The sequence below is a fragment of the Pseudomonas sp. TE50-2 genome, assembly GCF_040813665.1.
Taxonomy (GTDB): Bacteria; Pseudomonadota; Gammaproteobacteria; order Pseudomonadales; family Pseudomonadaceae; genus Aquipseudomonas; species Aquipseudomonas soli.
Window position 1 is genome coordinate 3,190,084 of record NZ_JBFNXN010000001.1, and the last position, 13,438, is coordinate 3,203,521.

10 protein-coding genes are annotated in these 13,438 nt (G+C 64.5%); 6 read left to right on the forward strand and 4 right to left on the reverse strand.

The window, feature by feature from the left end; genetic code table 11:
- The first annotated feature begins 10 nt into the window (after window positions 1-10).
- The 5 genes from AAHK21_RS14555 (at window position 11) to AAHK21_RS14575 (ending at window position 7,262) form a co-directional block, all read left to right on the forward strand.
- Window positions 11-1,684 (forward strand): aryl-sulfate sulfotransferase, encoded by a 1,674-nt coding sequence (locus AAHK21_RS14555; protein ID WP_367857603.1) that lies wholly within the window; start codon window positions 11-13, stop codon window positions 1,682-1,684.
- 279 nt (window positions 1,685-1,963) lie between these two features.
- On the forward strand, window positions 1,964-3,406 hold the full coding sequence (gabD, locus tag AAHK21_RS14560; RefSeq protein WP_046853707.1) for an NADP-dependent succinate-semialdehyde dehydrogenase: 1,443 nt from the start codon (window positions 1,964-1,966) through the stop codon (window positions 3,404-3,406).
- 183 nt (window positions 3,407-3,589) lie between these two features.
- Complete coding sequence (gene gabT / locus AAHK21_RS14565) at window positions 3,590-4,867, forward strand: 4-aminobutyrate--2-oxoglutarate transaminase (RefSeq protein WP_094010935.1); 1,278 nt, start codon at window positions 3,590-3,592, stop codon at window positions 4,865-4,867.
- Between the two features lie 136 nt (window positions 4,868-5,003).
- On the forward strand, window positions 5,004-6,341 hold the full coding sequence (locus AAHK21_RS14570; protein ID WP_367857604.1) for an HDOD domain-containing protein: 1,338 nt from the start codon (window positions 5,004-5,006) through the stop codon (window positions 6,339-6,341).
- Between the two features lie 141 nt (window positions 6,342-6,482).
- Window positions 6,483-7,262, forward strand: coding sequence for a hypothetical protein (locus AAHK21_RS14575; RefSeq protein ID WP_367857605.1), 780 nt, complete (start codon window positions 6,483-6,485; stop codon window positions 7,260-7,262).
- Window positions 7,263-7,268: 6 nt separating this feature from the next.
- Here the strand turns inward: AAHK21_RS14575 and AAHK21_RS14580 are convergent, their stop codons facing one another.
- Together AAHK21_RS14580 and desA are read right to left on the reverse strand one after the other, a co-directional pair.
- Entirely contained in the window at window positions 7,269-8,258 is a 990-nt protein-coding gene (locus AAHK21_RS14580) for a GGDEF domain-containing protein (RefSeq protein WP_367857606.1), read from the reverse strand.
- Window positions 8,259-8,399: 141 nt separating this feature from the next.
- A complete protein-coding gene (gene desA, locus AAHK21_RS14585; protein ID WP_367857607.1) occupies window positions 8,400-9,584 on the reverse strand; it encodes a delta-9 fatty acid desaturase DesA in 1,185 nt (394 codons plus the stop codon).
- A gap of 150 nt (window positions 9,585-9,734) precedes the next feature.
- Here desA and dibA point away from each other — a divergent pair, with 150 nt between their 5' ends.
- Window positions 9,735-11,630, forward strand: a complete 1,896-nt coding sequence (gene dibA / locus AAHK21_RS14590) for a phosphodiesterase DibA (protein WP_367857608.1) — start codon at window positions 9,735-9,737, stop codon at window positions 11,628-11,630.
- A gap of 63 nt (window positions 11,631-11,693) precedes the next feature.
- Here dibA and AAHK21_RS14595 read toward each other — a convergent pair whose 3' ends face one another.
- Window positions 11,694-12,338 carry a methionine ABC transporter permease gene (locus AAHK21_RS14595; RefSeq protein ID WP_023632119.1) on the reverse strand — a complete coding sequence of 215 codons (645 nt, stop codon included), beginning with the start codon at window positions 12,336-12,338 and terminating at the stop codon, window positions 11,694-11,696.
- A complete protein-coding gene (locus AAHK21_RS14600; RefSeq protein WP_367857609.1) occupies window positions 12,328-13,437 on the reverse strand; it encodes a methionine ABC transporter ATP-binding protein in 1,110 nt (369 codons plus the stop codon). The genes AAHK21_RS14595 and AAHK21_RS14600 overlap by 11 nt, the downstream gene beginning before the upstream one ends.
- Between the last annotated feature and the right edge of the window lies 1 nt (window position 13,438).

A 13,438-nucleotide genomic window follows, 5' to 3' on the forward strand; every position in this document is an offset into this window, starting at 1 on the left:
GAGCTTTGCCATGAACGCCAAGACCCAACCCCACGACCTGCCTGAGGGCGCCTGCCTCACCGCCAAGGTGCCCGACCGTGACGAAGCCCTGCTCGGCGACGTGGTGGTCAACCCATACCGTCTGGCGCCGCTGACCGCGATCATCCGTGATGGCGGGCGCACCCTGAGCGCCGCCCATGTGCGGGTGCTGGGACGCGGCGAGCGCGGTATCGATATTGTCTACGACGTGTCCGACCGCTCGCTGTGGACCTACGGCGGCATTCCGGTGTTCGGCCTGTACCCCGACCACGTCAACCAGATCGAGGTGAGCTACAAGCTCGATGGCGAACGCATCCGCGAGCGTTACGAGATCTACGCCCCGGCAGTGCGCCTGCCGGTGGTGGCGAAGCAGACGGCGGCGCTGCCCGAGGTCGAACCGGTCAAGGTCGCGCCCGGTTTCGAGCAGCGGCTGTACCTGTTCAACCACCTGCTGGCCGAAATCCCCGGCGGGCGTGCCTTCAAGTGGAACGGCCTGGGCGGCGCCGCCGAGTGGGACTCGGTGGGCAACAACTGGATCGCCGACAGCAACGGCGATGTGCGCTGGTACATAGATATCGAGCAGATCCACGATTCCAACCATCGCGACGGCCTGGGCGGAACCATGGGCTTCCACCAGACCCGCGACGGCAAGCTGATCTGGGGCCAGGGCCAGACCTACTCCAAGTACGACCTGCTTGGCCGGCGTATCTGGCAGCGCAACCTGCCGGACAAGTTCGCCGACTTCTCCCACGAGATCCGCGAGACGCCCAACGGCACCTACCTGTTGCGGGTCGGCACCAGCGACTACCGCCGCCCGGATGGCAAGCGCGTGCGCTCGATCCGCGACCATATCATCGAGGTCAACGAGGCCGGCGACGTGCTCGACTTCTGGGACCTGAACCAGATCCTCGACCCGTACCGCGGCGAGTTGCTGGAAACCCTGGGCAAGGCGGCCATCCAGCTGCCGGACGGCGTGCAGAAACAGGACGAGCGGCTGGCCAACGAGCTGGCCGAGGGCGACCTGCCGTTCGGCGACACTCCCGGCGTCGGTACCGGACGCAACTGGGCCCACGTCAACGCCATCGACTACGACGCCGATGACGACAGCATCATCGTTTCAGCACGGCACCAGGGCGTGGTAAAGATCGGTCGCGACAAGCAGGTGAAGTGGGTTCTTGCCGCGCCCCAGGGCTGGCCGGCGCGCCTGCAGGACAAGGTGCTCAAGCCCGTGGGCGAGGGCTTCGAGTGGTCCTGGACCCAGCACACCGCCTGGCTGACCGGGCGCGGCACGCTGACCGTGTTCGACAACGGCTGGGGCCGGGACTTCGGCCCGACCAAGCTGGCGGGCAACTACAGCCGGGCGGTGGAGTACAAGATCGACGAGGCCAAGGGCACGGTCGAGCAGCTCTGGCAGTATGGCAAGGAGCGTGGTGACGAGTGGTACAGCCCGATCACCTCGGTGGTGGCGTATCGGGCCGATACCGATACCCAGTTCATCTATTCGGCTTCGGTGAACTTCCTCACGCCCCAGAAGCTGACGACCAGCGTGCTCAATGAAGTGCGTCGCGGCACCCAGGAGGTGGCGGTGGAGCTGAAAGTGCACAGTCGCCAGCCGGGCAGCGTGGGCTACCGGGCGCTGGTGATCGACCTCGACAAGGCGTTCTGATGGACTAACCTCCCAAGGCCCTATCGCGGGGCAAGTCGCATCGGCGCACCGATACGACTTGCCCCGCGATGCATTTCCACTGATCTGAATTCCGACCACTCGTTCTTTTTTTCGAACAGCCTATTGTCCAACCCCCCAGCGCCCGCTTAGCATTCCGTTTGAGATTTCAAACGCTCGGCACCCAGGCGTCGAACACCCTGGTGCACGAATTCCTGACGGCCGCCCCCGCATCGAGGGCGCCTTTTCAACAATCAAAATTCGCAGTAAAGGGAAGCCGACATGCAGCTCAAAGACGCTCAGTTGTTCCGCCAGCAGGCCTTCATCAACGGTGAATGGCTGGATGCGGACAGCGGTCAGACCATCAAGGTGACCAACCCGGCCACCGGTGAAGTCATCGGCAGCGTGCCGAAGATGGGCGCCGCCGAGACCCGCCGCGCCATCGAGGCCGCCGACAAGGCGCTGCCGGCCTGGCGCGCACTGACCGCCAAGGAGCGTGCTGGCAAGCTGCGCCGCTGGTTCGAGCTGATGATCGAGCACCAGGACGACCTGGCTCGCCTGATGACCACCGAGCAGGGCAAGCCGCTGGCCGAAGCCAAGGGCGAGATCGCCTACGCCGCCTCGTTCATCGAGTGGTTCGCCGAAGAAGCCAAGCGCGTCTACGGTGACGTCATCCCTGGCCACCAGCCGGACAAGCGCCTGATCGTCATCAAGCAGCCGATCGGTGTCACCGCCGCCATCACCCCGTGGAACTTCCCGGCCGCGATGATCACCCGTAAAGCCGGCCCGGCCCTGGCCGCCGGTTGCACCATGGTGCTCAAGCCCGCTTCGCAGACCCCGTACTCCGCCCTGGCCCTGGTCGAGCTGGCCACCCGTGCCGGCATCCCGGCTGGCGTGCTGAGCGTCATCACCGGCAGCGCCGGCGAAGTCGGCTCCGAGCTGACCGGCAACTCCCTGGTGCGCAAGCTGTCCTTCACCGGCTCGACCGAAATCGGTCGCCAGCTGATGGAAGAGTGCGCCAAGGACATCAAGAAAGTTTCCCTGGAGCTGGGCGGCAACGCGCCGTTCATCGTGTTCGACGACGCCGACCTGGACAAGGCGGTCGAGGGCGCGATCATCTCCAAGTACCGCAACAACGGCCAGACCTGCGTCTGCGCCAACCGTATCTACGTGCAGGACGGTGTCTACGACGCCTTCGCCGAGAAGCTCAAAGCCGCCGTGGCCAAGCTGAAGATCGGCAACGGCCTGGAAGAAGGCACCACCACTGGCCCGCTGATCGACGGCAAGGCTGTCGCCAAGGTCCAGGAGCACATCGAGGACGCCGTCGCCAAGGGCGCCAAGGTGCTGTCCGGTGGCAAGCTCATCGAAGGCAACTTCTTCGAGCCGACCATCCTGGTCGACGTGCCGAAAACTGCCGCCGTCGCCAAGGAAGAGACCTTTGGCCCGCTGGCGCCGCTGTTCCGCTTCAAGGACGAGGCCGAAGTCATCGCCATGTCCAACGACACCGAGTTCGGCCTGGCCTCGTACTTCTACGCCCGTGACATGAGCCGCGTGTTCCGCGTCGCCGAGGCACTGGAATACGGCATGGTCGGCATCAACACCGGCCTGATCTCCAACGAAGTCGCGCCGTTCGGTGGCATCAAGGCCTCGGGCCTGGGCCGCGAAGGTTCCAAATACGGTATCGAGGACTACCTCGAGATCAAGTACCTGTGCATCAGCGTCTGATCACCAGGTAAGCGGTTTTACCTCTGCCAGCGGGGCGCGAGAGCGACGTCTCGCTGGCCTTTTTGACATAGCGGTACCCGGTGGCCAGGGCATGCGTGACAGTCGATCAACGAATACTGTGCACGCCTGCGTCCAGCCACCCCCGAATAAAAGCGCCGCAGAACCGGCGCAATTGAGGGCACTATGAGCAAGACCAACGAATCCCTGATGCAACGTCGTGTCGCCGCCGTCCCACGTGGCGTTGGCCAGATCCACCCGATCTTCGTCGATACCGCGAAGAACTCGACAGTGATCGACGTTGAAGGCCGCGAACTGATCGACTTCGCCGGCGGCATCGCCGTACTGAACACCGGCCACCTGCACCCGAAAGTGGTCGCGGCCGTGCAAGAGCAGCTGACCAAGGTCAGCCACACCTGCTTCCAGGTGCTGGCCTACGAGCCCTATGTCGAGCTGTGCGAGAAGATCAACAAGCTGGTACCAGGCAACTTCGACAAGAAGACCCTGCTGGTTACCACCGGCTCCGAAGCCGTTGAAAACGCCGTGAAGATCGCCCGTGCCGCCACTGGCCGTGCCGGCGTGATCGCCTTCACCGGCGGTTACCACGGCCGCACCATGATGACCCTGGGCCTGACCGGCAAGGTCGTGCCGTACTCCGCCGGCATGGGCCTGATGCCAGGCGGCATCTTCCGTGCCCTGTTCCCGAGCGAGCTGCACGGTGTCAGCGTTGACGACGCCATCGCCTCGGTCGAGCGCATCTTCAAGAACGACGCCGAGCCACGTGACATCGCCGCGATCATCCTCGAGCCGGTACAAGGCGAAGGCGGCTTCCTGCCTGCGCCGAAAGAACTGATGCAACGCCTGCGCGCCCTGTGCGACCAGCACGGCATCCTGCTGATCGCTGACGAAGTGCAGACCGGCGCTGGCCGTACCGGCACCTTCTTCGCCATGGAGCAGATGGGCGTCGCGCCTGACCTGACCACCTTCGCCAAGTCCATCGCCGGCGGCTTCCCGCTGGCCGGTGTGTGCGGCAAGGCCGAGTACATGGACGCCATCGCTCCGGGCGGCCTGGGCGGCACCTACGCCGGTTCGCCGATCGCTTGCGCCGCAGCCCTGGCGGTGATCGAAGTGTTCGAGGAAGAGAAACTGCTGGATCGCAGCAAGGCCGTTGGCGAGCGCCTGACCGCCGGCCTGCGTGAAATCCAGAAGAAGCACTCGATCATTGGCGATGTCCGTGGCTTGGGCTCGATGATTGCCGTGGAAGTCTTCGAGAAGGGCACCCACACCCCGAACGCCGCCGCCGTTGCCCAGGTGGTCGCCAAGGCGCGTGACAAAGGCCTGATCCTGCTGTCCTGCGGCACCTACGGCAACGTCCTGCGTATCCTGGTTCCGCTGACCGCCGAAGACGCCCTGCTGGACAAGGGCCTGGCCATCATCGAAGAGTGCTTCGCCGAACTGGCCTGAAATATGTGACACGTTTCAGAAAAAAACCCGCCTCGGCGGGTTTTTTTGTGCCGTTCGTAGGCATCAGGCGCTAAGGTTGTACGAGGAATCCGTGGAAGCTGCGATGGATCGCGCGTCATTTTCTGGAGACTCGCTCATGAGCGCTGCCGACCCCCTACCCCCTTGCGTGCTGATTGCCGAGGGTGACCCCTGGGTACGCGACATGCTTAGCGAAATGCTGCTCAGCGTGCGCTGCGATGCGCGCTTGCAGGTTTGCGCCGATGGCTCGCAGGCGCTGAGCGCGCTGGCCAGCAAGCCAGACCTGATCATTGCCGCCCGCGAACTCGCCGGCCTCGATGGCCTCGACCTGCTGCGCAAGGTGCGCGCCAAGGGCGACAGGCCTGGATTGCCATTTATCCTCATGAGCGATCGCACTGACAGCGCCAGCGTGCGCGAGGCCGTGCCACTGCAGCCCACTGCGTACCTCAGCAAGCCGCTCGACCTGGACAACCTGCGCAAGCGCCTGGAAAACCTGCTGCTGGAGGTGGGCGAGCAGATTGCCTGCCCGGTGCCGCCGCTGCAGCCCGGCGTGCAACTGCCGGCCTACCTCGAGCAACGCCGCGCCAGCGCCGATGGCGGCCCGCTGTTCGCCGATGTGCAGGTGGCGATCAAGCGTGCCCTCAACCCCCATGGCCTCAACCTCAAGGTGCTCGAGGAAGAGGTACGCAACGACCCGCAGATCACCGGCGTGCTGATCGCTGCCGCCAACAGCGCCGCCCTGCACCGCGAAGCGCCGGTGCAGACCTTGCTGCAGGCGCTGAACAAGCTTGGCAGCACCCAGAGCATGAACCTGATCCTCGGGCTCACGCTCAAGCGCAGCGCGAGGTTGAGTGACCCTCTGTTGGCGCGGCATGCCGCGCACTACTGGAACCTTTCGCTGCATGCCGCCGACTACGCACGCACCCTGGCGCGTATGCTCGAAGTGGACGAAGGACGCTGTTACTGCGCGGGTTTGTTGCATTGCCTGGGCGACCTGGCGGTACTGCGCACCTTGCAGGAGTGGCGACTGGCCGGTGGCGAGCTGGACGAGGACCAGGTGGAGTTGTCGCTCAACGAGTTCGGCGCACCATTCGGATCGGCCCTGCGCACCCGATGGCGCTTGCCGCTCGACCTGCGCGAGCTGATCGCTGCGGTGTATCAGCTGGGTGGCGGTGTCTACTCCCGGGAGATCCTGGCGATGAACCTGGCCGGGCAACTGTCGCGACTCAGGCCTAGCGAGGGGCTGGAGAAGATCGCCAGCAGCAAGACGGCGCGGTTGCTCAAGCTGGGATTGCCGGAGTTGTCGCGGCTGCGCAAGGTGGATCAGGAGGCGCTGGCGCGGGAGGAGGCTGAGCGTCTGGTGGCGGAAGCTTCTGCGGGCGAACCAAAGGTTGCCCCGATCATGGCGCCGGCTGCCGATGCAGGCCCGGCCGAGGGCGAGGAGCGCCAGGCCTGATTGGCGTATCGCCGGGGTTGTATTCAGGCTTGGGACCCTTCCTACAGATATTGCGGACGGCTGTTCGTATCCAGAGAAATCCTTCAGGCGTAGCTTTCCCTCCACTCCATCAACGGAATGGCAGGAAGGTTGCGGCTGAAGATGAGCACGTACAGACACCGTGGTCTGCGCTATCAGGTCTATCGATCGCAAGCGCGGAAGCTCGCCCAGGAAGCATTCTGCAGGAGCCAACGTCTGCTCAGTTCTGGGCTTGACGTCGACAAGGTGTGTTTCGAGCCCTTAGGTCATAGGGCCGTCGAGGCTTTTCAGCGCTGGGGCGAGCAGACTCACCACTTTCCTTGGGAGGAGGTGCCGCGATGGACGGACTGCGATCTCAAAGGTTTCGACCTGTCGTTGTGGTCAGCGCGAGAGCTCTGCGGTCTTTGCTATGCCAGCCCCCGGCAAAGCAGGCGCTGCATCAAGATCATCCTGCTGGAGGGCAATCCAGGCCCGGGGAACCCATTGAGGGGGCTAGTGGCGTCACTGTCGCTGCTGGCAGTTGCGGAGTACGCAAGGATGCTCAAGTTCTCGCGAATAGAAGTTCAACAGCCCGACCCGGGGGCTGAACCCTTGTATTTGTCGCTTGGCTTCGCTCGCGATCCGACCGGGAGTCTCGTGATGCCCGTTGCGGCTATGAGTCAGCAACGTACTTTCCACATATCGGAGGTGCCTATGAGCTATTCGAAAGATTCCAGAAAGGCTGCGTTGATCAAACGCTACACAGAGCAAGCCATCGCTCTGGCGGGGGAAATCACCGATCAGCAATGGCATTTTCTCGAAGTCGGCTTCAAGGAGGGTCTGGAAAAAGAGCCTGCGGGGAAATTGGCTGGGCCACGTAGCGGGCCGATCGATTATGAGTGGAGTACCGCAGCTGCGAAGTGACCCACTTCAGCCTTTCACGATCTGGTTCTTGCCCTGGCGCTTGGCACGGTACATGGCCGCATCCGCCCGGGCGAACAGGCTGTCGAGCGTTTCATCCTCATCTCGCAGCCCGGTCAGCCCTTGGCTTACGGTGACCCCGTAGGTTTGCTCGCCATGGCTGAAACTCAACCGCTGGATTTCCCGCTGCAGCCGCTCGGCAATCTGTTCGGCCACCTGGGCGGTGCAGCCGGGGAATACGGCGGCGAATTCCTCTCCCCCTATGCGTCCGAACTGATCGCCCCGACGTAGCACGGCCTTGCCGCTGTCGGCGATGCGCTGCAGTACCTGGTCACCTTCCTGGTGACCATAGCTGTCGTTGATGTGCTTGAAATCGTCGATGTCCAGCAGCAGGAAGGCCATCGGCGTGCCGTCCTCGCGGGCGCTGTCGAAGGCCTGCTGGGCGCACTCGAAGAAATGCCTGCGGTTGCTGCTCTGGGTGAGCACGTCGGTGGTGGCCAGACGCTGCAACTCACCTTCGAGCTGCTTTTTCTCGGTGATGTCCTCGGCAATGCCGACAATGATCACCCGCTGGTCGCCCTCGCGCTGCTGGTTGATATAGCACTTGTCGCTGAGCCAGCGCACCTCGCCGGCGGCGTTGAGGATGCGGTATTCGCGGTCCTCGACGGTGCCCTTGACCAGCACCTGGGCCAGGCTGCGCTCGGCGTACTCCAGGTCGTCCGGGTAGATGGCGTCGCGCCATTCGTTGTAGTCGGCCAGCACCAGGCTGGCCGGGCGACCGAAGATGCGTTCGTAGGCGGGGCTGACGTAGAGCACCTGGCGGGTTTCCCAGTCAAAGGCCCAGAGCACGGCGTTGACGCTGTCGAGCAGCGAGCTGTACAGCTGTTCGCGTTCGCTCAGGCGGGCCACTTCGCCTTGAGCGTGCAACAGGGCGAGCAGGGTTTGAGCAGCTTCGGGGCGCGGGGTGCCGGTAGAAGTGGGTGGGAGATCTTTGGCCATGAGCACGGAACGGTTCTCGACGATGGGCGTGCGGCCACGGTCCGGCCCGCCACGCGGGCGATATGCCGGATTTGAGTCGATTGCAGGGGGGTAAGTTCCGGTCGGCACGCCCCGCTGCGGGGCATGCCGATCAACGGTGGCTCAGACGCCGTTGGGGCGCAGCGAGTAGGTCTTGAGCTGGGCGGCAAAGTCACGCAGCGACTGGATGCCACTGGCCTCGGCCTCGTGTACCCAGTCCTTCATGGCGGCGAGCATGTCGTGGCCGTTGGCGCTGGTGCGCGCCCAGATCTGCTGCAGCGCCAGGCGCTTTTCGTAGATGGTCTTGAGTGCCTGGCTGTGGGCCAGCAGCGACTCGATGCGCACGTGGTGGCGATCCTGCAGCAGGCTGGTTTCCCGCGAGAGCAGGCGCTTGGCACGGCGGAAGCGGTGGCGTACCGAAGTATCGACCTTGTCCAGCTCTTGTTTGACCAGCGGGCCGATCACCAGCTTGCGGTACTGGGCCATGATCTGGAAGCGGTTGTTGAGGATGGCCATGGCGGTGTCCATGTCCAGCGATGCCTTGCCCTCCACTCGGTGGGCAATGGGCGCCACGCGTTGCACCTTGGCCAGGCGCAGCATGCTCAGCAGGCGGATCCACATCCAGCCCATGTCGAATTCCCAGCGGCGGACCGAGAGCTTCGCCGAGTTGGGATAGGTGTGGTGGTTATTGTGCAGCTCCTCGCCGCCAATGATGATGCCCCACGGCACCAGATTGGTGGCGGCGTCGCGGCATTCAAAGTTGCGATAGCCCACGGCATGGCCCAGGCCATTGACCACGCCGGCGGCCCAGAACGGGATCCACATCATCTGGATCGCCCAGATGGTGATGCCGATGGTGCCGAACAGCAGCAGGTCGATGACGGCCATCAGCGCGATGCCGCCGAGCTTGTAGCGGGTGTAGAGGTTGCGCTCGATCCAGTCGTCCGGGCAGTTCTTGCCGTAGATGCGCAGCGTCTCCTCGTTGCGCGCTTCTTCCCGGTACAGCTCGGCGCCCTTGCGCAGCACGGTGCCCAGGCCCTTGTGCACCGGGCTGTGCGGGTCGTCGGGGGTTTCGCACTTGGCGTGGTGCTTGCGGTGGATGGCAGTCCACTCGCGGGTGTTCTGCGCCGTGGTGAGCCACAGCCAGAAGCGGAAGAAATGCTTGAGGCCCGCGTTCAGCTCCAGGGCGCGGTGGGCCGAGTAGCGGTGCAGGTAAATGGTGACGCTGACGATGGTCACATGGGTCATCAGCAGGGTGACGGCGACCAGTTGCCAGGCCGACAAGTCGAGCAGACCGTAATACCACATAACGGGAAATACCCTCGGAAAACAGGCGGAACAACGCTGGCATTATCCTTTGGCGGGGAAATAAAACCAGTCGCGCTTTTGGATAGGAAGTCACAGGGTGTTTCAGCCCCTATAATGCCCCTTCTTTTTTCATGGGCTCATCCACCCGACATGTCTGTTTCCGTTCGCGACGCCTTGCGCATGGCCGGGCTTTACGTGTTGCTTTCGATTCTCTGGCTGGCGCTGTCCGAGCTGGTCCTGCACGGCATGACCGAGGACCCGCTGGCCCTGGCCGTGGGGCGACAGATCAATGTCGTGCTCTGGGTCTTGCTCAGTGCCGCGCTGATCTTCGTTTCCCGCGCGCGCCTGCTCGATTTCATCGGCATCGGCGCCCGCCTGCGCAGCGAGGACCGCGAACGCCTGCGCATGGCCGCGGCGGTGTTCGACAGCACCCTGGAAGGGGTGCTGGTGACCGATCGCAACGGCCTGATCGTGCACGTCAACCGGGCGTTCATGCGTATTACTGGCTACCAGCAGGAAGAAGTCATCGGTCAGCGTCCGAGCAAGTTCAAGTCCGGGCGGCATGGCGCGCCGTTCTACCAGCAGATCTATGCCGCGCTGGCGGAGCAGGGCGAATGGAGCGGAGAAATCTGGAACCGCCGTAAAAGCGGGGAGATCTACCCGCAATGGCAGACGATCTGTGCCATTCGTGACGACAGTGGTGAACTTAGCCATTACGTCGCGGTGTTCAGCGACATCAGCGTGATCAAGCACACCGAGCAAGAGCTGGCCTACCTTGTCCATCACGACCCGCTCACCGGCCTGCCCAACCGCCTGCTGTTCAATGATCGCGCCATGCAGGCGATGGCCGCGGCGCAGGCCAACAAGCGTGGCTGCGCCTTGCTGCTGCTCGACCTCGACCACTTCCAGAGCATCAACGATGGCCTCGGCCACACCATTGGCGACCAACTGCTCAAGCTGGTTGGCGAACGCCTGCGCGAGGTGCTGGGCAACGGCGTGACCCTGGCGCGCCTGGGGGGCGACGAGTTCGGCGTGCTGGCCGAGAGCTGCCAGCAGGTCGGCCAGGCCGGCAAGTTGGCGCAATCGATCATCGAACGCTTGAAAGAACCGTTCTGCTTCGAGGGCAACCGCCTGTTCATCAGTGCCAGCATCGGCATCAGCCTGTTCCCCAACGATGCACTGAGCGCCGAGCAGCTGCTGCGCAACGCCGATTCGGCGCTGTTCAAGGCCAAGAGCAATGGCCGCGCCTGCTATGCGCTTTACACCGAGGAGCTTACCGCCCATGCCCAGCAGCGGGTCGAGACCGCCGGTGAATTGCGCCGGGCGCTCGAACAGCAGGAGCTGCGGGTGTTCTTCCAGCCGGTGCACGACCTGTTCACCGCGCGGATGATCGGCGTTGAGGCGCTGGTGCGCTGGCAGCACCCTGTGCGTGGCCTGGTTCCTCCAGGGGAGTTCATCCCCATCGCCGAGCGTACCGGGCTGATTGCCGAAATCGACGCCTGGGTGTTGCGCCAGGCGTGTACGCAGATGATGCAGTGGCAGGCCGAAGGGCGGCAGCTGGCGTTCGTGGCGGTGAACATCTCCAGTCGCCTGTTCAGCCAGCGTGACCTGTACCGCCAGGTGGCCGATGCACTGCACGATACCGGGCTGGATCCGTCGCTGCTCGAGCTCGAAGTGACAGAGAGCGCGGTGATGGAAGACCCCGAGGTCGCCCTGGAACAGCTGCATCGCCTGCGCGAGCTGGGCGTGACCTTGGCCATCGACGATTTCGGCACGGGTTACTCGTCATTGCTGCGACTCAAGCGCATGCCCGTGCAGAAGCTGAAGATCGACCAGGGTTTCGTCGCGGGTTTGCCCCATGACGAAGACGACATCGCCATCGTGCGGGTGATCATCGCCCTGGCGCGGAGCATGGGCATGCAGGTGCACGCCGAGGGCGTCGAGCAGGCCGAGCAGGCGCGGTTCCTGCTGGAGCAGCAGTGCCAGCTGGGGCAGGGGTATTGGTTCGGGCGGCCGGTGCCGGCGGCGGAGCTGCACTGGGGCTGAGATCGTATCGCAGGGCAAGCTCGCTTCCACTGGTCTTGGGAGCGGGCTTGCCCCGCGGTAGGCTCAACGCTTGTTCAACCCTTTGGCCAAACGGTCCCCACCCAGCTGGATCACCGCCACCAGCGCCACCAGCATCACGATCACGGTCAGCATGATCTGGCTGTCGAAGCGCTGGTAGCCGTAGCGATAGGCGATATCCCCCAGGCCTCCGGCACCGATCGCCCCGGCCATGGCCGAGGAGTTGATCAGCGTCACCAGGGTGATGGTGAAACCGCCAACGATCCCCGGCAACGCCTCGGGCAGCAGCACGTGCCAGACGATGTGCCAGCGCCGGCAGCCCATGGCCTGTGCCGCTTCGATCAGGCCGTGGTCCACCTCGCGCAGGCTGACCTCGGCGATGCGCGCGAAGAACGGCGTGGCGGCGATGGTCAGCGGCACCACGGCGGCCCACACGCCATAGGTGGTGCCGACCACCAGGCGGGTGAAGGGGATCAGCGCGACCATCAGGATCAGGAACGGGATCGAGCGGAACAAGTTGACGATGGCGCCCAGCACCCGGTTCAGCGCGGCGGCCTCGAAGATCCCGCCCTTGTCGCTGGTGACCAGCAGCACTGCCATCGGTACCCCGACGACCAGCGCGACCAGCGAGGACACGCCGACCATCAGCAGGGTGTCGAGCAAGCCTTGCAGCAGGCGATCAATCCACATGGCCGAGTACCTCCACATCCGCGGCCCAGCGACGGGCGCGTTCGAGCAACTGGTGGGTGTCCAGCGGCGAGCCGCGCACGGCCAGGATCAGTTGCCCCAAGGCATGCTCGCCGATGGTCTCGACGCCGCCCTGGAGCAGCCGCACGCGTCCGCCCAGATCGCTGAACAGGGCGCTCAGTTCCGGCTCGCCCACCAGGTCGAGCTTGAGCACCACAGCCGCGTCGCGGCTGATCGGCTGGGCACGCAGACTGGCTTGCAAGGCGGCCGACAGCTTGGTCTGCAGCGGTGCGAGCAGGGTACGGGTGACGTCGTGGCGCGGTGTGCCGAACACTTGCCAGACCTCGCCCTGTTCGACGATCTCGCCCTGCTCGAGCACCACCACGCGCTGGCAGATATCGCGGATCACCGCCATCTCGTGGGTGATCAGCACCACGGTCAGGCCCAGGCGTTGGTTGATGTCGCGCAGCAGCTCGAGGATCGAGGCAGTGGTTTCCGGGTCCAGCGCGGAGGTGGCTTCGTCGCACAGCAGGATCTCGGGGTCATGTACCAGCGCCCGGGCGATGCCGACGCGCTGCTTCTGCCCGCCCGACAGTTGCGCGGGGTAGACATGGTGCTTTTCCGCCAGGCCGACGAGTTCCAGCAGCTCGCGGACCTTGCTCTGGCGCTCGGCCTTGGCCACGCCGGCCACCTTCAACGGCAGCTCGACGTTCTGCCACACGGTCTTGGCCGACATCAGGTTGAAGTGCTGGAAGATCATGCCGATGCGCCGGCGCAAGGCGACCAGGCGGTTCTCGTCGAACGGCGCGATATCCACCTGGTCGATCAGCACCCGGCCCTGGCTGGGCTGTTCCAGGCGGTTGATGGTGCGCAGCAGCGAAGACTTGCCGGCACCGCTGCGGCCGATGATGCCGAATATTTCGCCGCGGCGGATGTTCAAGTCGATGCCCTGCAACGCCGGCTGGACCTGGCCCGGATAGGTCTTGCCCAGGCCGATGAAGCGGATGTGCGCCTGGTTCACTTCCGGGCGCAGGGCCGTTTCCTCGGCCTTGAACGGTTCGGCGGGCGGGATGGGCGCCCTCAGGGCGCTGGCCTGGGCCATG

Coding starts and splice junctions, on each gene's coding strand:
- AAHK21_RS14555 (WP_367857603.1), top strand. CDS start 11: ATGAACGCCAAGACCCAACCCCACGACCTGCCTGAGGGCGCCTGCCTC.
- gabD (WP_046853707.1), top strand. CDS start 1,964: ATGCAGCTCAAAGACGCTCAGTTGTTCCGCCAGCAGGCCTTCATCAAC.
- gabT (WP_094010935.1), top strand. CDS start 3,590: ATGAGCAAGACCAACGAATCCCTGATGCAACGTCGTGTCGCCGCCGTC.
- AAHK21_RS14570 (WP_367857604.1), top strand. CDS start 5,004: ATGAGCGCTGCCGACCCCCTACCCCCTTGCGTGCTGATTGCCGAGGGT.
- AAHK21_RS14575 (WP_367857605.1), top strand. CDS start 6,483: ATGAGCACGTACAGACACCGTGGTCTGCGCTATCAGGTCTATCGATCG.
- AAHK21_RS14580 (WP_367857606.1), bottom strand. CDS start 8,258: ATGGCCAAAGATCTCCCACCCACTTCTACCGGCACCCCGCGCCCCGAA.
- desA (WP_367857607.1), bottom strand. CDS start 9,584: ATGTGGTATTACGGTCTGCTCGACTTGTCGGCCTGGCAACTGGTCGCC.
- dibA (WP_367857608.1), top strand. CDS start 9,735: ATGTCTGTTTCCGTTCGCGACGCCTTGCGCATGGCCGGGCTTTACGTG.
- AAHK21_RS14595 (WP_023632119.1), bottom strand. CDS start 12,338: ATGTGGATTGATCGCCTGCTGCAAGGCTTGCTCGACACCCTGCTGATG.
- AAHK21_RS14600 (WP_367857609.1), bottom strand. CDS start 13,437: ATGGCCCAGGCCAGCGCCCTGAGGGCGCCCATCCCGCCCGCCGAACCG.